This window comes from Bacteroides sp. MSB163 (assembly GCF_036416795.1).
Lineage (GTDB): Bacteria > Bacteroidota > Bacteroidia > Bacteroidales > Bacteroidaceae > Bacteroides > Bacteroides maternus.
In genome coordinates, this window is record NZ_CP143867.1 from 555,195 (window position 1) to 575,766 (window position 20,572).

The following is a 20,572-nucleotide window of genomic DNA, read 5'->3' on the forward strand; positions in this document are numbered from 1 at the left end:
GACAGCGCAGCCTTTAAATCCGTGTCATCCGTGTCATCTGCGTCTAAGAGATTGAATACATAGGCTAAAATCATTTACCTCATTTCTTTTCTGTTACACCGCAAAGATAGTGCTCTCCATGAATTTCCGGCAACAGTTTCTTATCCAAATGTAGTACAATTTGTTTCAAATCGAGGTATCAGTTGTATTCCTCATACTTTTGATGAACAAAACAAGTCTTTTCCGGAAGAAATGTATACTTTTGTATCCGAACAATCTCTTAAACCCAATAACATGATAAACCCCATTTACTCTCCCGACAGCAACCGGTATGACAATGGTATGAAGTACCGCCGGTGCGGACGAAGCGGCATCCTGCTGCCCGAAATATCCTTAGGCTTATGGCACAACTTCGGCGACGTAAACACGCTGGCCAATTCCCAGGCGATGGCACATTACGCTTTCGCCCAAGGTATCACTCATTTCGACCTTGCCAACAACTACGGCCCATCCTACGGTTCTGCCGAAGAAACCTTCGGAATGATTATGAAGAAATCGTTCATGCCCTACCGGGACGAACTGTTCATTTCAACCAAAGCCGGTCATGACATGTGGCCCGGCCCATACGGTGAATGGGGGTCCAGAAAGTATCTGATGAACAGCCTCAACCAAAGTCTGAAACGGATGAATCTGGACTATGTAGACATCTTCTACTCGCACCGCTATGATCCGGTAACTCCATTGGAAGAAACACTGCAAGCTCTTGTTGACATTGTCCGACAAGGCAAAGCCTTATACGTGGGTATCTCCAAATATCCGAAAGAAGCTGCCGAATTTGCTTACCGCTATCTGGAAGAGAGAGATGTGCATTGCTTGCTTTATCAAGGAAGATATAATATGTTCAACCGGGAACCGGAGGAAGAAGGTATTCTGCAACAGGCCAAAGAGAACGGAACAGGTTTCATCGCCTTCTCACCGTTGGCACAAGGACTGCTGACGAACCGTTATCTGAAAGGTATTCCCGAAGACTCACGCATCGCCAAAGGCGGTTTCCTGAAAAAAGAAGCATTGACTGACGAGACATTGAAGAAGATAAAAGCCCTAAACGAAATTGCCACACAACGCGGACAAACTCTTGCTGAGATGGCCCTGGCATGGTTACTGAAAGATGATATGATTACTTCAGTCATTATCGGAGCAAGCTCTGTAGCACAGTTAAATGACAATCTGCAAAGTATCAAAAATACGAAATTCACGGCGGAAGAATTAGAAAAGATCAATCAGATAGATAGTCTGAAATAAACTGATAACAAGGACTTGTTTTATCATCTGCAGACAGGTAAATCGGTTCCTTTTAAGAGTAACGAGCGTTGTACTAAATCCCGCATACGTTTTAGCTAAAGTTTAGCTATATGTATGCGGGATTTAGTACAACAAGCATTCCCTTTCTTAAGACTTTTTTCACCAAGAATACAATTTTAACATACCCCCTTCTGAACCTTTTATTTTTTATCTTGTTCATGTACCAAAAGCCTGAGGTACCAGGGCAGGATTTTTATATTTAACCTAAACATTATAAAAGTATGAAGAAATTAATTCCCCTATTATTGGTGGTCTTGACTTTCGCAGCCTGCGAAAAAGACCCTGACACGGATAAGCTGGACAACAAGTATCTGGTTTATACTAACTATGACACGAAAGCTGATTTCAAAGCTTTCCAAACGTACTACATGCCGGACAGCATCCTTATCATCGGTGATAAGAAAGAAGCTGAATACTGGAAAGATGAGAGCGCCCAGGAAATATTGCAAGCCTACGCTACCAATATGAACAATCGCGGCTATGTCCGTGTAGACGATCGCGAAGAAGCCAACCTCGGTTTGCAGGTCAGCTACATCAAGAGCACTTACTACTTTAATGATTACGGACGTCCCGAATGGTGGTGGAACTATCCGGGCTACTGGGATGCACCTTACTGGGGTAACTGGGGCGGATGGTACTACCCGTATGCCGTGACTTATACATATAGCACCGGTTCGTTCATCACCGAGCTCCTCAACCTGGAAGCCACTCAAGGCGAAAAGGAAAAATTGCCCATACTCTGGACAAGCTATATGAGTGGATTGCTTAGCGGTTCTACAGCTGTAAACACCAAACTGGCCGTTGAAGGTGTGAACCAAGCCTACGCTCAATCTTCCTATCTTACTAATAAGTAATGAGAAACAGGAGATACCATAATAAACTATCAACCTTTCACTCCTGATTTATATTAGTAGTAAATAGTTAAGTAGAGAGGTACAGCCTGAAGTATCTCATAACTAAAAACAATAACAAGTATGAAAACAATAAAATATCTTTCTATGAGAGTACTGGCAATCACTGCCCTGGCTCTCGTCTTCGCCATGCCGGCAAAGGCACAACTAACCGATAACGGTTATGCCAACATCGATTGGCAATTCAACTTCCCCTTGAGCAACCACTTCGCTGATAAAGCCAGCGGATGGGGTATGAGCTTTGAAGGCGGTTACTATGTGACTCCGAATATTGCTCTTGGTGCCTTCCTGGCCTACCACAGCAACCATGAATACTTCGGTCGCCAGACACTTCCCGTAGGCGAAGGCGGTAGCATCAATACTGACCAACAGCACACATTGTTCCAATTGCCTTTCGGCCTTGCCGGACGCTATACTTTCGACCGCGGTAGCGCTTTCCAACCTTACGTTGGTGTGAAAGTAGGTCCTCAATATGCCGAAATCAAATCTACTTTCAATGTGTACGAAGCTAACAAGAGCACCTGGGGCTTCTACGTATCACCGGAAATTGGTATCAACATCTACCCATGGGCTTATGGTCCGGGTCTGCACGTTGCCGCTTACTATAGCTACGGCACAAACAAGGGTGACCTGTTCACATACAGTGTAGATGGTTTGAGCAACTTCGGTCTACGCCTGGGTATTGCATTCTAACATAATTTGCATTGCAACACAATAAGTTTGACTGGTATTAATTGATTGTTTCAAGACGTGAAAAAAGGGAATAACCGGCCGCGTGAGCGGGGGGCTATTCCCTTTTGTAGCTTGTAACTCGTGTAGCTCGTAACTATTTCACCGCCTGATACATCACCTCCTGTATTCGTGTACGAATATCCATCTTCATCAGTTTCGTATTCCATACATTGGGATAAATGCGATTACACAGGAAGACGTAAACAAGGCCGTTCGTCGGATCTACCCAGGCACAAGTACCCGTAAAGCCGGTATGACCATAAACAGTAGAAGGGGTAGCGGCAGCGCATGGGCTCTTTGCCGGATTCTGACGGTCGGGCTTATCAAATCCCAGACCACGGCGGCTGATGCGCGAAACCGTAGTAGTAAATACACGGCAAGTTTCCGGACTCAGATAACGCTTGCCATCCAGTTCACCACCATTCAGCAACATCTGATAAATTCGCGCTACTTCCGTTGCATTAGAGAATAGTCCGGCATTACCCGATACACCACCCTGGAAGGCTGCCGACTCATCATGTACAAAGCCTTGAAGAACAGTCTTCCGCAAGAATGGATCAAAGGAAGAAGGTATGATTTCGGCTTTCGACAGAGGAGCATGGCTACCGGACACAATGCCGGCATAAACCGTTCCCGCAGTAGCTGCACCTCGCAGCGGCAGGTATCCGGTACGTTTCAGTCCCATCGGAGCATAGAACTCCTGCTCCAGAAAAGCATCCATCGACATTCCCGTACGCGCTTCCACCAACTGCTGCAACAGGATGAAGCCGACACAACTATACCTATAGCGGCGGTCACGCAACGGAGTTTCTATAATCTTCTGCCGATATGCCTCCTTGAAGGAGCGATTCAGCCACAAGCTATCAGAGACCTGCAATGTGTGCTCTGCCGTCCGTACCTTAGACATCAGCCCCTTCTGGAACTTGAACTTCGGGTTTGCCCAGGTACGTACACCAATCTGTGCGGAATGTGCGGCATCGGGCTTTGCCTTGAAAAGAGTTCCTTCATAACTTTCCTTATCGATAGCTTCCAGATAGAACAACAACGTGGAAGGCAATCCGGACTCATGCAACAGTAATTGCCGGACAGTAATATCCTTTTTATCCGTATCCTGAAGCCAAGGCAGATAGTCCGACACACGGTCAGTAAGATTCAGACGCCCTTTATCGTACAGCTTCATGACGGCAAGCAACGTTGCCGTAGTCTTTGTCAGCGAAGCAAGATCATAAACATCCGTCGGGGATACCGGCAAGGTAGCACCCGGAATAACGGATGCAGAAAGTCCATTGGCAGAAGCACCCGGCCAGGTATGTATTCCGAATGCCTTATTATACATTTCCTTTCCATCTTTCAATATCACGATCTGGCAACCGGGATAGGCACCTTCCTTAATCCCTTCTTTCGCAATCTCATCGATACGGGACAGCAGACGAGAGTTCACTCCATACTCATCGGGCACAAAGTGGAGCGGTGTCTTCGGAGTAATAACCTGCCCCGTACCTGTGGCAAACAAATTGCTGATACTTGCCGAAAGGCGTCCGTCGGCTGTTGCATCTCCATAAAGTATTTTGGCTGTCCGGCACTGCACATCATCTATCGAAGAATGTGCCAATACTACGGCGTCCGCAGCCGACACTGCCCGGCGTATCTGCAACATCTGTTTACCGGGAATAAAAAGCAGATAAACCACCGGCACATCGTGAGTAAACTCGGCAAAGAAGGGTTGGTAGGGTGCCAGGCGATGTTCCGTGACGCAGACAAGAATACGTTTATATTGTGACAATGAATCACGCAACAGCTTGCGTGCAGCAGGCTGCAAGTCTTTCTTCAGTTGAAAGACGGTGGGACTTCCTTCCGTCCCGGTGGAATTTATATATCCGGAGAGTTCTTTCAGGAACGGCTGTACCTCTTTCGCATCCCCCACATTGAGCACCGCCACTTCACGGGTATCCGCATCCAATGGAAGCACATTGTTTTTATTTCTCAGCACAGTGATCGCCTCCTGATTCAGACGCCGTATCAGATCACGCGTATGTGCCGTATTGATACGGTTTCCCAAACCGGAAAGACGGACAAAAGGTTTCTTCGACAATCCGAGAGCATATTTATAGGTAAGTACTTTCCGGCACTTCGCTTCGATTTCCGCTTCTGTCAACTCACCGCTCTTCACGGCATCCAGTATAGCTTCCACCTCCTCCTTTATCCGCCGGGGAACAAGCAGCAGGTCGTGCCCCGCCTGCAACGCCTGCAAGCAAATACTCGCGTTATTGGCAGATACTCCCTTCATGGCAAGTGCATCCGTAAACACCAACCCTTTGAACTTCATCTCCTGCGTCAACAAATCATGCACCACTTTGCGCGAAAGCGAAGAAGGCACTCCCCGTTTCGGCTCAAGCACCGGCACTTCCAAATGTCCCACCATCATACCGGACAGTCCGGCCTGAATCGCCTTTCTGAATGGATAAAGCTCCACGCTGTCCAGACGTGCACGCGAAAACGACAGCTTCGGCAATGAATGATGCGAATCCACATCCGTATCTCCATGACCGGGAAAATGCTTGCTTACGGAAAGTACACCGCCATCTTCCAGTCCACGTGCATAAGCTATCACTTTATCCGCCACATTTACCGGACTTTCTCCAAAAGAGCGGGTATTGATAACGGGATTCTTCGGATTGATATTCACATCTGCCACGGGAGCAAAGTTGACTTGCACGCCAAGCTCACGGCACTGCCGGGCCATCTCGCGCCCGTACTCATAGAGCAGGCTGTCGTTTTGTATACAGCCCAGAACCATATTTCGCGGAAACACCGGTGTACCCCGCAAACGCATGGAAAGTCCCCACTCACCGTCAAAGGTAATCATCAACGGAATATCTGCCATTTTCTGCGCTTCATTAGTCAGTGCCACCTGGTTTTCCATTAAACCACCGGAAAAAAGCAGGCCACCCACTTTGTAGTCGTCCACTACTTTGCGCAACAGGTCGCGGTTCGCTTTATTCTGTTGGGGGGCAATGGTATAAATGAATAGCTGTCCGATACGTTCTTTCAGACTCATCTTGTTGAGCACTGAGTCCACCCACTGCCGGCAGCGGGCATCATTGGTAAAGGGACGTATCAGGATAGGTTCAACAGGCGCAACAGGAGATTGCGGTGCCGGCAAGCGATGTGTCTGAGCATCAAAACGGGCGCAACAACTAAATAATATCAAGAGGAATAGGAATAGTTTCTTCATTATTATCTATACATTAAGGCTACCAAAGTTATAGTATTTCAAACACAAAGACACGGAAAACACAGAGTTTTTTCGACTAATTAGTAAAAAACGCTGTATTTCCCGTGTCTCCCGTATTTCTATGTTCCGGCTATTTCAGACTTTTATAAATCACCTCCTGTATATCCGTGCGAATATTCATTTCACCCAGTTTCGTATTCCACACATTGGGACACAGGCGGTTACTGAGGAAGACATACACCGTCCCGTGTTCTGGATCCACCCAGGCGCAAGTCCCCGTGAAACCGGTATGCCCATAAACGGTAGCGGTAGCAGAGGCAGCACAAGGACTGTTCTTCAAATCCTTCAGATTAGGTTTGTCGAAGCCCAATCCCCGGCGGCTGATAGCGGAAGTTTCCGTAGTGAACAGGCGGCAGGTCGCTTCGCTCAGATAGCGTTTACCGTTCCATTCGCCACCGTTCAATATCATCTGATAGATTTTAGCCACTTCGGAGGCGGTGGAGAAGAGACCGGCATTACCGGATATGCCACCCATACAGGCAGCAGCCTCATCATGCACATAGCCACACAAATCCTGACGACGCAGGAAGTCGTTTGCAGCCGTAGGCATTATCTCTTCTTTGGAGTATTTCTGCAAAGGCAGGTACATGGTACGCTGCAAGCCCATAGGCGCATAGAACTCCTTAGCCAGATAGAGGTCCATCGGCAACTTGACTATTGACTCTACCACCTGTTGCAGCAGGATAAAGCCGAGATCACTGTATACATACCGCTTACTGTCCATTTCGCAACGGGCAATCTTTTGCAGGATGGTATTCTTAAAGCTCTTATTCAGCCACATCTTATCAGCTACATGCAAGTTGTAAACCGATGATTCCTTCTCCGACACCAGTCCTTTCTTGAACTTGAAGTCCGAACAATAATAGCTATGTTCGCTTACCCGAGTGCGATGCCATTCATCCACCCAACTTTGGGCATACGGTCCATGCACGGAGTTCGGGTCGATAGCCTCCAGATAGAAACGAATATAAGGCGGCAGTCCGGACTCGTGAAGAAGCAAGTCCTTAATCGTAATATTCTTCTTATTCGTACTTCGCAGGAAAGGTAAGTATTGGGAAGCCTTATCTGTCAGTTTCAACTTACCGCCGTCATAAAGTTTCGTCACGGCAAGCAGCGTCGCGGTAGTCTTTGTCAGGGAAGCCAGGTCGAACAGATCCGTAGGACGTACAGCAGTGGTATCCTTATCGGAATGTATGCCGAAGCATTTATCATACACCGTCTGACCGTCTTTCAGCACCAGCACCTGGCAACCGGGATAAGCTCCGGCAACCAATCCCGCCCGAACGATAGCATCAATGCGATGCAACTCATTGGACTTCATCCCAAAATCCTCGGGAATAATGCTTCCCGGCTTCATCCCCGGAGTGATCACACTTCCCTCACCGGCCTGATAAAGACTTCCGATACTCATGGAAAGTTTGCCTTGGGCAGGCACTTTAGCAAAGATGACACCTGCCACATACTGTTGGATATCCGCTTCGGAAGAATGTCCCAACACTACGGCACTGGCTTGGTTCAAAGCAGGCTCTAGCGGTTGCATTCCACGATAAGACGTAAAGAAAGCATATACCAGCGGCACGGACAAGTCCAATCCCGCCAGGAAATCGGCATAAGCAACCACATCGGCATCTTTTCCCGATACGCTGACCACTATACGCCGATAGTCCGCCAACTTACGCGCCAGTTCACGGCGGCCATCTTCCGGTGTTTCTCTTGTCAAACGGAAACACTCCATCGGGACAGGAGACAATTTCTTCATCTCATCCACAAAAACACTATCCTTACCTTCGCCTATACTCAGAAGAGCAATAGGAGCCCCACCGACTGGTGTCAAAGGCAATATCCCGAAATGATTGCCAAGCACCGTAACAGCAGCCTGGCGCAATCTGGTTACTAGCGCCTTCGCTTCATCCGTATGGATACGATAGCTCTTTCCGCTAACTTGCAACTGCGGGCGCGGTTGGCGCAAGCCCAACAGGTATTTATAAGTAAGTATCTTACGGCATTTCGCTTCCACTTCTTTTTCAGAAAGAATACCTTCCTTCACAGCACTCAGCACTTCCCGTACAGCGTTTTCGGTGTTGTACTGCACCAGTAGCATATCATTTCCGGCAAGTAAGGCTTTTGTAGTAAGCTGGGGCACAGACGAAACACCTCTCATATCCAGCGCATCCGTAAATACCAAGCCCTGAAAGCCCATCTCATCTTTCAGTAACCCCGTTACTACATTTCTGGAAAGTGAAGATGCCGTTTTGGCGTCCGGTTCCAAAGCCGGCACCTGCAAATGGCCTACCATCACACCGCCCAATCCGGCACGCACCATTTCGCGGAACGGATACAGCTCGACACTATCCAAACGTTCACGATTATAGTAGAGCACCGGCAGGCCCTTATGCGAGTCCACGTCCGTATCTCCATGACCGGGAAAGTGTTTGCTTACGGATAGCACACCACCGCTTTCCAATCCACGACTGTAAGCCAGCACCTTTTCCGCTACTTTCTTCGGATCTTCACCGAACGAACGTACATGAATCACCGGATTCAAAGGATTGGTATTCACATCCGCATCAGGTGCAAAATTGACGTGCACACCCAATTCACGAAATTCCCGTGCCACCTCACGTCCGTATTCATAAATCAGCTGATTGTCTTCAATGCAGCCCAGAGCCGCATTCTTTGGGAAATAAGGTGTACCTTCCAGACGCATGGAGAGCCCCCACTCACCGTCAAAAGTGATCATAACGGGAACTTTGGAGTTCTTCTGCGCAATATTCGTCAGTATTGCCTGTTCTTCCGGCGTACCTTCGGCAAAGAGCAGACCTCCGATCTTATACTTCTTCACAAGATCACGTATCTGCTTTTTTTTCTGCTTATCCGCCTTAGCCGGGAAGGTGGTGACAATCAACTGCCCGACTTTCTCTTGCAGGTTCAAACCGGAAAATACGGAATCTACCCACTGCTTGCAACGTGCATCTGCCGCTGAAGGTAGAAAAGGGGCTTCCGCCTGGGCATGAAGCAAGGATGTGCCACCCCATAAAAGGATAGCTAACAACAAAAGAATTATTCTTTTCATTTCTTTGTAGTTCGTTGGCGGTATTATCTATAATGATGGTTGGGATTCTTCTTCTGTAAGTGTCAGTTTCAACATTCCCACATAAATTCCACTTCTTCCTGTGTGCATCACAGGTACATTCTTACCGTCTTTATTCAAATAAATAGCAGGCTCTTTCATGAAAGTATGGGTATGCCCGCCCAATATGGCATCAATATTATTTGTTTTCTGCGCCAGTTCTCCGTCGCAAGGAGCACCTTTAAGCTGATAACCCAGATGCGACAAGCAAATAACGACATCGCAACCTTCCTGGTTCTTCAGCAGATCTGTCGTCTTCTGTGCCGCTTCTATCGGATCATTATAAACCACACCTTCACATTTATCTGCCTGCACCAATCCTTCCATCTTCGGAGCAAGACCGAAGACACCGATCTTCAATCCGTTGCGGCTGAAAGTAGTATAAGGTTTCACCAGTCCTTCCAGTACCGTACCTGTTACATCATAGTTGGCACATACCACCGGGAAGTTTGCCATACGGAACAGACGTGCCATATTCTCCAGACCGAAATCAAACTCATGATTACCAATCGTCATGGCATCGTAGCCCATAAGGTTCATCATCTTGACTTCTACTTCCCCCTGGAACAGATTATAGTAAGGAGTTCCCTGGGAGATATCTCCACAGTCAAATAACAACAGATCAGGGTTCACCTTGCGTGCCTCTTTAATAAAGGTAGCCCGGCGCACGGTTCCGCCCATACCGGCATAGCGGTCAGCAGCATTTACAGCAATAGGCTCAATACGGCTATGTGTATCACTTGTTTGCAGAATCACCAATTGTTTGGTTTTCTGTGCAGAGTCAGGAGCCAGCAGACAAAGAGGTTCCTCGGAGATTTTCCGGGTAGGTTGTTGTGCTGATGCCGGAAGAAGGCAGCAGACTGCCAACATTAAAAGAATATATCGTTTCATGATTTCTGATTTATGAATTATGATTTATTTTCTCGATGAGCAGGATTACTCATCTTTCACAGTTACTCTACCTTCCAGACGCGAAGTGATCTTCTTTCCGGCAGCAGTTTGACGTTCCACATAGTCCATGAACAGGCCGCGCAAAGTAGCTCCGTCCGGACATTCCCGTTTCTCAGCCTGGGGCAAGGCAGTCATCCCGTCGTTTCCGTCAGCCAGATAGTCGATTGTAGCAATTGTATAAAGTTGATCGTCTTCTATCGGACGCCCGCCAACCGTACCCTGCAACAGTTTCCCGTCTTTTGTAATCAGAAGTTGTACTCCACTGACACCTTCGCCATGACGCACGGCAATATTATTAAACAGTTCTTTCAGATAGACTCCCTTCATAGTCAATACACAAAGGGAATTTTCGAAAGGTAATATCTCATAGATATTTTCGGTAGTGATAGGGCCTTCTGTCAGCACATTCCGCAAACCACCCATATTTATCAGCCCCATATCGGCAGACTTGCCCAGCACTTGTGCGGCAGCATCACGCAATACATCCGCTACCAGATTGGAAAGCAAGCTCTCCGGAGCGCCTTTATCCATACTCATTTCGGCAGTACCTACCACGCGATACATGATACTGTCAACTTTTGCCTTATAAGGAGCAAGCAGTGCCACTGCTTCAGCATCCGGGTTCACATCCCAAGTAGAATCAATCGCTACCATTGTCCCTCCTGACCTCGTCACCTTATATACAGAGTTACAAGAGCTTAGCAGAAATACAACCGCCAAAAGCACTCCGGAAATAAATTTCAAAGTTATTCTTTTCATTTTGTTCGGGTTTTTAAATTGCTACAAATATAACGAATTGTCTTTCTTATTCCGTCCTGACGGAAAGAAAAAAGATGAACTTCTTCGTTTTCAGGCACATTTTTAAGTTCCGGGATGATAGTGCTGCTACTCATAGCCCCAAGGAAGGTACAAAGCGTAGTATCAGCTTTTAACTCCTCTCTGCACAGTTATAATCACAGAGATAATACTGTTTCGATACAATCCAATAAAAATGCACGTACATCACTATTACCTTTCCCCCATAAAAAGCTTGCATATCTGCTGAAGCATAACTACCTTTACTGCTCAAGATGCCATCTTATGCAGCACAACATACCATCTTGAACAACACAAGATGGCATCTTGAGCAGCAAAGCAAAGGGAGTTCCGGTTCTCAAGGTAATAAGTTCCAAGTGTCATGTCCCTATGCTACTGACATTGAGAAGCATAGTTTCCTTACTGTACTGTTATGATTCCAATTCAACTCCTGATGATTCGCATAAATAATAAACCGCCTAAACTCACGTTATTTAAATATATGTAAGTTCTGCATATAGCCTTTCAGGCTAACCTATATGCGAAACTTTAAAAATATACCTATATTTGAATTCCGAAAGTAATATAAAAGACAGGCAGATACATGGAAACAAGTGTGGCAACTGATCAGGAATGGCATATAATCCGCTATTCGGCAGGAGATAAAGAGCGCTGGGACCGCTTTGTACGCCGTTCCAAAAACGGTACGTTCCTCATGCAGCGTGACTATATGGATTATCATGCCGACCGTTTCCGGGACTGTTCCCTGCTGATCTTCTGTAACCGGAAGTTAACAGCCTTGCTTCCCGGTAATCTTTCCGGCAGTTGTTTCTATTCTCATCAGGGACTGACGTATGGCGGAATGCTCCTTTCTCCTTCCATCACCCTGCAACAAGTGGAAAACGTATTCCGTGCCGCACTCGACTATCTGCATACGGAATGCCGTGTACAGTCGATAGTCTATCGTGCTATCCCACATATCTATCACCGTTATCCTGCAGAAGAAGACCTTTACGCCCTCACCCGGCTGGGTGCAACCCTTGTGGCACGGAGCATCTCATCCGTCATTCCACTGGACGACCGCCTACCTTTCCGTACTCTCCGCCGTCGCCAACTGAAGAAAGCTCTGGCATCCTCACTGACGATTGCAGAAGATGAAGACTTTGCTTCTTTCTGGCCGATACTGGAAGAAAACCTGCACGAACGATACGGTGTCTCTCCCGTACATTCGCTGGAGGAGATTACCCGCCTGCACAGCAACTTCCCCCGCCAGATCTCCCTCTTCCGTGTATGCGACGGAGCCGAAACGTTGGGTGGATGCATTGTGTATGAGACTGACGAGGTAGCCCACGTGCAATACATCGCAGCTTCCCCACGCGGAAAGAAATGCGGTGCGCTCGACCTGCTTTTCCACCAATTAATATACGACCGTTATGCGCGGAAGCGATACTTCGACTTTGGCATATCTACCGAACACGGCGGACAAATGTTGAACGAGGGATTACTCTTCCAAAAAGAAGGTTTCGGTGCAAGAGCAATTATGTATGACGTTTACGAATTACGCTTATGATAAAGTATTTAGACCTGCAAAAGATCAATGCCTCCTTCGAACCCGGACTGTCGGATGCTCTGTTGCGTGTTTCCCATTCCGGATGGTATCTGCACGGGGAAGCTACAGCCCGTTTTGAAGAGGAGTTTGCAGCTTATTGCGGCACAGCGTATTGTGTTGGCACTGGAAATGGTCTGGATGCTCTTACTTTGATATTTCTGGCTTACCGGGAATTGGGAGTGATGAATGCAGGAGATGAAGTTATTGTTCCTGCCAATACATACATTGCCACCCTGCTTTCCATTCTTCGTGCCGATCTGAAACCAATGCTTTGTGAACCTTCTTTCGAAACATGCAATATAGATGCCGACTATGCCGAAACACTGATTACTCCCCGCACGTGTGCCATACTGCCCGTCCACCTGTATGGACGTTTAGCTAACATGAAAGAGATATGTAAGTTAGCCAACCGCTACGGACTGAAAGTCATAGAAGACGCTGCACAAGCACATGGAGCTGTCTGGAACAAAGGTTTACCGGGGAAAGAAAATCAGCCTCTGCGTGCCGGTAATCTGGGAGATGCCGCTGCTTTCAGTTTTTATCCTGCCAAGAATTTAGGGGCATTAGGGGATGGCGGCGCTATAACCACTCACGATGCAAGACTTGCCGCCACAGTGCGTTCCATTGCCAATTATGGCTCCACGGAGAAATATGTCCATCGGTATCAAGGAATAAACAGCCGTCTGGACGAGTTGCAGGCGGCAGTCCTTTCCGTGAAGCTCCCTCGTTTGGATCAGGATAATGCCCGTAGAAGGGAAATAGCGCAATTATATAAAGAAGGGATTGACTGGCAGCGTCTGGAATTACAGAGTACTGTCCATACGAATGATATCAATGAAGCCAATGTTTTTCATATCTTCCCCGTCTTTTCTCCCCGCAGGGATGAATGGCAACGTTATCTCAACAGTCATGGCATTTGTACTCAAATTCATTACCCCATCCCTCCCCATCGCCAGGAAGCGTTGAAAAAAGAATATGGAATGCAACAACTCCCCATTACGGAACGCATCCATAATGAGGAGTTAAGCCTCCCTATATCTCCATTACTGACGAATGAAGATATAGAGCGGATCATTGACTGTGCAAACACCTTTATTTAGAAACTCATCACTTTATAATACGAAGATTTCGGCAGTAAGTTTTCGTCAAACAGAAGCGGATAGTTACGCTGACGGTTACCACGACGGCGATCCAGCCATGAATCACCATCATATACATTCCAGAAAGTAACATTGCTAACCACATTCTTATATTCGCGCAGCACCCGGAACAGCATATCATACTGGGCTACCTGTGCCGCATCTGCTTCAGGAGTCAATTCCAACGTCCTGTTATCCTGATTCACACTCAACTGTCCTCCCTGCTCTCTCGTATTTATACGAACGTCCAGTTCAGTGATATGGATATTATCAACCACCTGCGAATAAAGCTCGATAGCCTTTCTGAACTCATCCTCCGTAGGAGAAAGGGTATTATAATGTCCCTGCATTCCGATTCCGGAGATGGGTATTCCCTCAGCCTTCATGCTTTTAACCATATTATAAATGCGGTCACGCTTCGCCGGGTTGGTCTCATTATAATCATTGTAGAAAAGCAATGCTTTGGGATCTGCCTCATGAGCATATTCAAAAGCCTTCTTTATGAACTCATCCCCTGCAATCTTATAATAAAGAGACTGACGATAAGGCACTTCCGCTTTCGGATCATCCGTCATTGCTTCGTTCACTACGTCCCAAGCATAGACAACATCCTTATATCTATTTACAATCGTATGAATATGCTTCCTCATTCTCTCAAACAGTACCTCTTTAGAAACCAAATTTCCCTTTTCATCATGGAACATCCAGTCCGGAGTCTGGGCATGCCAGACAAGGCAATGACCGCGAAGCCCTATTTTATTGGCACGGGCAAAGTTGGCTATCTTATCAGCGTTCTCCCAGTTCCACTGTCCTTCTACAGGCTCTGTAGGCTGAGGTTTCATATCGTTCTCGGCAGTGATACTGTTAAAGTTGGAAGTTATCAGTGCCACCTGTTGAGGTGAATTCAGATTTGCCATATTTATGGCACAGCCCACAGTGAAATAATCAGCATACGCATCTTTCAGGTTGTTCACCACAATATCGTTCGCAGAAGTAGCATACAAACCTATCAGACAGCCGGTGAAACCGCCTGCCACGTTCGTTGAAAGAATATCACCGGGCACGGTATTTCCCAGCTGTACGAAGTTGGTTCCATCCGTTGAATAATAAAAGCCATAGCCATCTCCTTCACCCTTTACCCGCAGTTGAATGGGATTCTTCACATCTACTTTTGCACTTGCAACAAGTCCGGATTTACCTCTTGCCGTTCTCTCCAGCACCATATAGAAATCTTTATCCTTCTTTGTCAAGCCAAAGACATAATTGAATTTCTCACTCTGCACGCAAGTGATGCCTGCCAGATCTTTCTCTGTCTTCGGAGCATACTGCAATGTGGTAGTAAACGAGAAGTTATTATGTTGCTGTCTGTAGAAGAGGGTTGAAGTAGGCTTCACCTCTTTTATGTTCACCGGGAAAGGAATAATCTGCAATCCTCCGTCTTTCAGTACTGAGATGAACTCTTCACGAGGACCTCTCAGACCAATCCAGCGGTAATCCAGTTGCGGAGATGTGAAGTTTTCAGTGAACGTAAAATTGCCATTGGGGAAGTAACCGTCTTTTCCGGTTTTATTCTCCACTCCTTTAGGTGTTTTCAACTTCGGCTCCATCGGGATCAATCCGTTTTCAAAGACAGGGAATTCTCCCGACCAGTCAACCGGCAGGATAAACGTTTCACGGCCAATGTTCACTCTGCCCTTCTCATTCGGACGAATAGCCAGGAATACACCATAATATTTGCCGTCAGGACCTTCCACTAAATCGGCATGTCCGGCCCAGTCCACCATATTCTTCCGCTTCTGATTCAAGTATCTCTGGCTCAGGATAGGATTATTGGGAGCAGGAATAAAGGGTCCTTTCGGGCTGTCGCTCACAAAGATTACTTCACTATGCCAGTCGCCGGTACCGCCTTCGGCACACATCAGATAGTAACGTCCGTTCTTCTTATAGATATGCGGAGCTTCAATCCAGATAGGTTTCTTGGATAAATCCACACCACCATTCACAATTACCTGATCCGAACCGGGAATCACCTGATCGTTTTCCACATCATACTCCCAGATTTTAATCACACGGTGTCCGTTATAGAGTTCTTCACCACGCTTCGGTCCATCGTTATGAACCACATACGCCTTGCCATTATCATCAAAAAAGATAGAGGGGTCGATACCGTCAAAATTCAACTTGATAGGATCACTCCATCCTTTGAAAGGATCTTTTGACTTTACAACGATATTCCCGAATCCCCCTGCAAACTGAGTGGTGATCATATAGAAAGTATCATTATTGGGGTTATACTTGATGGCGGGAGCATACACACCGGCACTGATACCCGTATCATGTACTTTCAGCTGTGAAGTACGGTCCAGCACATGGCCTATCTGCGTCCAGTTCACTAAATCCTTTGAATGGAAGATAGGCACACCGGGGAACATGGCGAATGATGAACACACCAGGAAATAGTCATCCCCTTTGCGGGTTATGGACGGATCGGGGTAACAACCTTGCAAAATGGGATTATAAAACTCACCGGCCTGCAACGGATTCTCGTTGTACACCTGATCATTCCCCTGATAAACCGCCTGCAAAAATACCGGAGCACCCTTCACCTTTTTACCTTTAGCCCCTTGGCTAAAACCTGCCACTGAAAACATTGTCATACAAAGTGACAACAAAATGACGCGCTTACCCACGGAAAGCGTCGATTTCACCTTTTTCATGTCTAATATCAATTTTGATTTATAATTACTCGCTATCTCATTTACTGTCACTTATACGGAAATAATCAAAGTCCACATACCCTCCGGGAGTCTTGGTAGCATAATTGAATAGTCCGAAACGGTATCCCATAAAATGCGGGAGAGTATAAGCCATCTTGAGCCGGCTTCCTATTTTTGTCCACTTCTTGCCATCCAGGCTATAGTAGAAATCCGCTATATCTTTCCTATCCGTGAAGTCACATTCGGCTTTCAGGAATACTGTATTCTGGTTCAGTGGCAGACTTTCCACCTCTTCCGGTTTGTCAGTCTGCGCACTTACCATTACAATCTTCTTTACCCCGTTTTCATATTTCACACCTACCAATCCATATTTCTTCTGAAGAAGTGCAAGCCCTGCAAAATCACCTTCTTTCATATCAGACACATCTATAGAAGTAGTTCCTGAACATACCGGACCAATCGTCCGCTGTGTCAACGTGTTTCTTGCTGACAGGAAATCAGTATCTATCCGTCCGGTTTTGAGTCGCAGATATCCCTTCCGTTCACTAACTGACCAGAGAGAATTATCCGGATTGTGATTCCACTGCCAAACCAGCGGCAAAGCCTCATCTTTCTTCTTCCGTGTAAACTCATCCGAGGCAACAATACCCGGTATCAGGCCCTTACTTGCCGGCAGATCTAATGTTTCCGGAACCTTTCCATTTATTCCGAGAACCGGCCAGCCATCTTCCCATTTCACCGGAACAAGGTAAGGGATACGGCCTACAGAACCATTATCACGGAAAAGATAAGCAAACCATCTGCCATCAGGCGTATCTATCAAGCCGCCTTGGGCAACACCTTTATCCTGCAAAGCTACTCTACCTTCCCAAGGGCCATTTATATTATCAGCGCGGTGAATAACCACTGTACGCATTCCTCCTTTCGGCCAAGTAATATTAAATAAATAATACTTCCCATTTACTTTAAATAACTGTGAACCCTCGGCAGGTAATCCGACATTATCTCCTGACGGAGCACTGGCATTCTCTATAAAGATACGTTCGGTACCTTCTTTGATCCCGGATAAATCGGATTTCAGTTCCGCTATATGCAGTTTGCCACCTCCCCAGATGATATAAATACGACCATCATCGTCAAAGAAAACAGTATGATCATGATAGGAAGGATTAAAAGAAATAGCTTTCCAAGAACCTTTCTCTATATCTTTCGTAGTATATATATAGGTCTTCCCGGTAGTACTGGAGAACGTCGACACATAAAACATATTATTATGATAACGAATGCAGCTTGCCCACGTACCACTGCCATAAGCATTCTTACCATTATTCAAGTTCAGTGCATCCACATCGGCCAGTATATCGTAACAATAACTCACCAACTCCCAGTTCACAAGATCCTTAGATTTCATAATGGGCACTCCCGGAGCCATGTGCATGGTAGTACTACTCATGTAATAAGTATCTCCCACCCGGATCATTGACATATCGGGTACATCGGCATGAATCACCGGATTTTTAGCAGAAGCGTTTTGCGCAAGAGTCGCATAACTGTAGAAAATAGATGCCAGCAGAAAAAGACAAAAATGTTTTCGCATAGTTATATCCTTTTTTATTATTGTTTTTGAAAAGAGAAAATTTACCGACAGCAAATATACAGTATCGAGTCCAAGAGATACCTATAATCATTTTACACATTCTTTCGCTGATATTACATCTTTACCGATGTATGTTTCATAATCTTTCACTCACGTTACATCGGGCATCTATAAGTACTTAGAAGGCATAATATGAGTTACTTTGACAAAGGAGAACGATTACTTTGCCTAATAAAATTTTGCCCTTACAATACTTAGTTATTGCAAGGGCAAAATACAAGAAGAAATGATTAATGTTTTTCCCAGAAGTCCAGATATTGGCGAGCCACCTTCACATGATCGTGATACTTGGCTACATATTCAATGCTTTGCTTCGATAATTCCGGAATACGCTCTTTATGAAGGACTATATCTTCCAATTTTTGATAAATATCTTGCTCGTCGGGCAGAACATTGATAATGGGACGAAGTTCTGTTTCATTCAATATCTCATAGTTCTCCGGCTCACCGCCTCCCACTACCGTTACTCCTTTTGCCATAGCCAATAGTGAATTCATGGAAGGAGTATACGAATACAACTGATCTAACTGGACATCAGCATCATCCATCAACTGTTGATAGCGGGCATAAGGCACATCATGCACTTCAGTGATGCGGCAAAGCTCAGGATACTTGCGCCGCACTTCTTGCAGAACGGGCAGCATAACATCAGTCCCCTTCAAATTACTGCGGGCAGACTGAATGCCGATGAAGAAATTCAGTTTCTCCGGTACACCGCGAACACGGGACGTTACCTCACGCAAATCGATAGGTAAAGGAATGAAAGTTGTCTTATCTGAGAAGCAAGGTTGATAGGAAGCGTAATACTCCCACAAACAGGCAATAATGCCATTACAAGTTTCGGCTATAGCCCGAGTAGCACGAGCTGCCCCACCATAATACCAATCCTGAAGAGTAATCTGATTAAAAGCCGTATCACGATACCGGTCTCCGATCTTAAAATCCGAATAGTGAAAAGTACTTGTTTCCATACAAGTACGAATATAATAATAGTCGGTCCCGAAAGCTCCCAAAAAGACCTTGCCATTGTGCCGTTGCAAATAACGGTAAACAGGCAAAGTACGTTCACTGCGTAAACGCAAAAAATAAGGACTGATAATCTGCACAACATCATATCCCCGAAAACCCGGCAAATGACGCAATATACGGAAAAGGCAACAGATACCATCACGCAAACTATCCGTCGGCCGGTCAAGAGCTATATCACGCGGATAGTTCCTCCAACCACAACCATCGGAAGCAACACAGACATCGTGCCCCAATGCCCGAAGCCCTTCCGCAAGATTCCAATGCAGCCCGCTAAACTCTCCAAGTAACAATATCTTCATATAACAAAACGAATATAAACATTAATGACAGGACAAACCAAACGATACTTCCAAGAATACTTTTTATAGGGCAAAGGTACTAATCCCTCTCGTTTCAAGATAGCTAATTGCCGGTTCATCTCATTTATACTACATTTATTCCGCCACATCTGACGGATATAGTCGATAACAAGAAAATGGATTCGTCTATTCAATGCCTCCAAACGCTCGACAGAGGCGTCAGACTGACAGGCCAGCCTAAACGCTTTCAACCGAAAAAGCATTTCTTTAAAATCAAATACCCTCCTCCGACATTCATCTTCAGCAATCATTCTCGTTAAAGAAGAAGATGAACAGTAATAACCATACACTTTATAAGAAGTCACCAACATTTTTCGGGCGAAGAAGTAAGCTTTGGCAACAAACTCTTCATCTTCAAAAAGGCTCGTCTTACTGAAATAAAGAGAAGACGTCTCCAATAAACTTCGACGGAAGAAATGCGCCCAAACAACTCCCGTAAAATTATTTAATGCCATGAAGTGGGCACCGGATGAGTATTCTACATAAGACGGCAGTTGATTGGTCGGATTCTGCTTCTCCAACGAAGAGGTACAAGTAAACTCCTTAAAACCAAACCTCAGAATATCAGGAGAGTATAGTTTCAACAAAGATAAACAAGAAAGAAGTGTATTCGGTACTAAAATATCATCAGCATCTACAAAAAAAAGATATTCACCATGCGCTTGTTGCATTCCACTATTACGTGCTCCCCCCGTAGTCTGACTCCCATCGTCCGCCACAATGATTTCATAACTCCCCTCTTCCATCCCCTGTTCACGGATAGAAGTAATACAGCGTTGCAGCAATACCGGGTCTGCCGTACCATAAAAAGGAATAATTATACTGATAAAAGGAGTCATGTGGCAAATATACAGAAAATCCTCCCCCAGCCTCGCAGCCAAAGAAGGATTTTCAAGAGAAAGACACT

13 protein-coding genes are annotated in these 20,572 nt (G+C 45.9%); 5 read left to right on the forward strand and 8 right to left on the reverse strand.

The annotated features are described in order from the left end of the window. Positions 1-273: 273 nt before the first annotated feature. The 3 genes from VYM24_RS01940 to VYM24_RS01950 all read left to right on the forward strand — a co-directional run bounded on the left by VYM24_RS01940 (position 274) and on the right by VYM24_RS01950 (position 2,945). Positions 274-1,281: an aldo/keto reductase gene (locus VYM24_RS01940; protein ID WP_330941326.1), complete on the forward strand. Its 1,008-nt coding sequence runs from the start codon at positions 274-276 to the stop codon at positions 1,279-1,281. A gap of 281 nt (positions 1,282-1,562) precedes the next feature. After that, on the forward strand, positions 1,563-2,195 hold the full coding sequence (locus VYM24_RS01945) for a DUF4136 domain-containing protein (protein WP_044267463.1): 633 nt from the start codon (positions 1,563-1,565) through the stop codon (positions 2,193-2,195). Positions 2,196-2,315: 120 nt separating this feature from the next. After that, a complete protein-coding gene (locus VYM24_RS01950; protein WP_044267466.1) occupies positions 2,316-2,945 on the forward strand; it encodes a porin family protein in 630 nt (209 codons plus the stop codon). 133 nt (positions 2,946-3,078) lie between these two features. Here VYM24_RS01950 and VYM24_RS01955 read toward each other — a convergent pair whose 3' ends face one another. From VYM24_RS01955 to VYM24_RS01970, 4 genes are all read right to left on the reverse strand, one after another. Beyond that, the gene (locus VYM24_RS01955; protein WP_330941327.1) at positions 3,079-6,219 is read right to left on the reverse strand and encodes a serine hydrolase domain-containing protein; all 3,141 of its coding nucleotides are present in this window, start codon (positions 6,217-6,219) and stop codon (positions 3,079-3,081) included. Positions 6,220-6,349: 130 nt separating this feature from the next. Continuing rightward, positions 6,350-9,352 (reverse strand): serine hydrolase domain-containing protein, encoded by a 3,003-nt coding sequence (locus tag VYM24_RS01960; protein WP_330941328.1) that lies wholly within the window; start codon positions 9,350-9,352, stop codon positions 6,350-6,352. Between the two features lie 27 nt (positions 9,353-9,379). Then, the gene (locus VYM24_RS01965) at positions 9,380-10,300 is read right to left on the reverse strand and encodes a bifunctional metallophosphatase/5'-nucleotidase (protein ID WP_299095062.1); all 921 of its coding nucleotides are present in this window, start codon (positions 10,298-10,300) and stop codon (positions 9,380-9,382) included. Between the two features lie 45 nt (positions 10,301-10,345). Continuing rightward, positions 10,346-11,119 carry a 5'-nucleotidase C-terminal domain-containing protein gene (locus VYM24_RS01970; RefSeq protein ID WP_299095065.1) on the reverse strand — a complete coding sequence of 258 codons (774 nt, stop codon included), beginning with the start codon at positions 11,117-11,119 and terminating at the stop codon, positions 10,346-10,348. A gap of 640 nt (positions 11,120-11,759) precedes the next feature. Here VYM24_RS01970 and VYM24_RS01975 point away from each other — a divergent pair. Continuing rightward, the gene (locus VYM24_RS01975) at positions 11,760-12,725 is read left to right on the forward strand and encodes a GNAT family N-acetyltransferase (RefSeq protein ID WP_330941329.1); all 966 of its coding nucleotides are present in this window, start codon (positions 11,760-11,762) and stop codon (positions 12,723-12,725) included. Further along, on the forward strand, positions 12,722-13,864 hold the full coding sequence (locus VYM24_RS01980) for a DegT/DnrJ/EryC1/StrS family aminotransferase (RefSeq protein ID WP_330941330.1): 1,143 nt from the start codon (positions 12,722-12,724) through the stop codon (positions 13,862-13,864). Before VYM24_RS01975 ends, VYM24_RS01980 begins: the two co-directional genes overlap by 4 nt. On the opposite strand, the gene VYM24_RS01985 is transcribed toward VYM24_RS01980, so the two are convergent. From VYM24_RS01985 to VYM24_RS02000, 4 genes are all read right to left on the reverse strand, one after another. Further along, complete coding sequence (locus VYM24_RS01985; protein ID WP_330941331.1) at positions 13,861-16,620, reverse strand: endo-1,4-beta-xylanase; 2,760 nt, start codon at positions 16,618-16,620, stop codon at positions 13,861-13,863. The genes VYM24_RS01980 and VYM24_RS01985 overlap by 4 nt on opposite strands. Before the next feature lie 37 nt (positions 16,621-16,657). Next, entirely contained in the window at positions 16,658-18,217 is a 1,560-nt protein-coding gene (locus VYM24_RS01990; RefSeq protein ID WP_330941332.1) for a glycoside hydrolase family 43 protein, read from the reverse strand. Positions 18,218-18,507: 290 nt separating this feature from the next. Beyond that, positions 18,508-19,605, reverse strand: coding sequence for a glycosyltransferase family protein (locus tag VYM24_RS01995; protein ID WP_330941333.1), 1,098 nt, complete (start codon positions 19,603-19,605; stop codon positions 18,508-18,510). Further along, positions 19,602-20,546, reverse strand: coding sequence for a glycosyltransferase family 2 protein (locus VYM24_RS02000; RefSeq protein ID WP_330941334.1), 945 nt, complete (start codon positions 20,544-20,546; stop codon positions 19,602-19,604). Before VYM24_RS02000 ends, VYM24_RS01995 begins: the two co-directional genes overlap by 4 nt. Between the last annotated feature and the right edge of the window lie 26 nt (positions 20,547-20,572).

What these genes read in the sequence shown, in the direction of transcription:
- VYM24_RS01955 (WP_330941327.1), bottom strand. Translation starts at nt 6,219, where the DNA reads ATGAAGAAACTATTCCTATTCCTCTTGATATTATTTAGTTGTTGCGCC.
- VYM24_RS01985 (WP_330941331.1), bottom strand. Translation starts at nt 16,620, where the DNA reads ATGAAAAAGGTGAAATCGACGCTTTCCGTGGGTAAGCGCGTCATTTTG.
- VYM24_RS01975 (WP_330941329.1), top strand. Translation starts at nt 11,760, where the DNA reads ATGGAAACAAGTGTGGCAACTGATCAGGAATGGCATATAATCCGCTAT.
- VYM24_RS01970 (WP_299095065.1), bottom strand. Translation starts at nt 11,119, where the DNA reads ATGAAAAGAATAACTTTGAAATTTATTTCCGGAGTGCTTTTGGCGGTT.
- VYM24_RS01965 (WP_299095062.1), bottom strand. Translation starts at nt 10,300, where the DNA reads ATGAAACGATATATTCTTTTAATGTTGGCAGTCTGCTGCCTTCTTCCG.
- VYM24_RS01980 (WP_330941330.1), top strand. Translation starts at nt 12,722, where the DNA reads ATGATAAAGTATTTAGACCTGCAAAAGATCAATGCCTCCTTCGAACCC.
- VYM24_RS01960 (WP_330941328.1), bottom strand. Translation starts at nt 9,352, where the DNA reads ATGAAAAGAATAATTCTTTTGTTGTTAGCTATCCTTTTATGGGGTGGC.
- VYM24_RS01945 (WP_044267463.1), top strand. Translation starts at nt 1,563, where the DNA reads ATGAAGAAATTAATTCCCCTATTATTGGTGGTCTTGACTTTCGCAGCC.
- VYM24_RS01990 (WP_330941332.1), bottom strand. Translation starts at nt 18,217, where the DNA reads ATGCGAAAACATTTTTGTCTTTTTCTGCTGGCATCTATTTTCTACAGT.
- VYM24_RS01950 (WP_044267466.1), top strand. Translation starts at nt 2,316, where the DNA reads ATGAAAACAATAAAATATCTTTCTATGAGAGTACTGGCAATCACTGCC.
- VYM24_RS01995 (WP_330941333.1), bottom strand. Translation starts at nt 19,605, where the DNA reads ATGAAGATATTGTTACTTGGAGAGTTTAGCGGGCTGCATTGGAATCTT.
- VYM24_RS01940 (WP_330941326.1), top strand. Translation starts at nt 274, where the DNA reads ATGATAAACCCCATTTACTCTCCCGACAGCAACCGGTATGACAATGGT.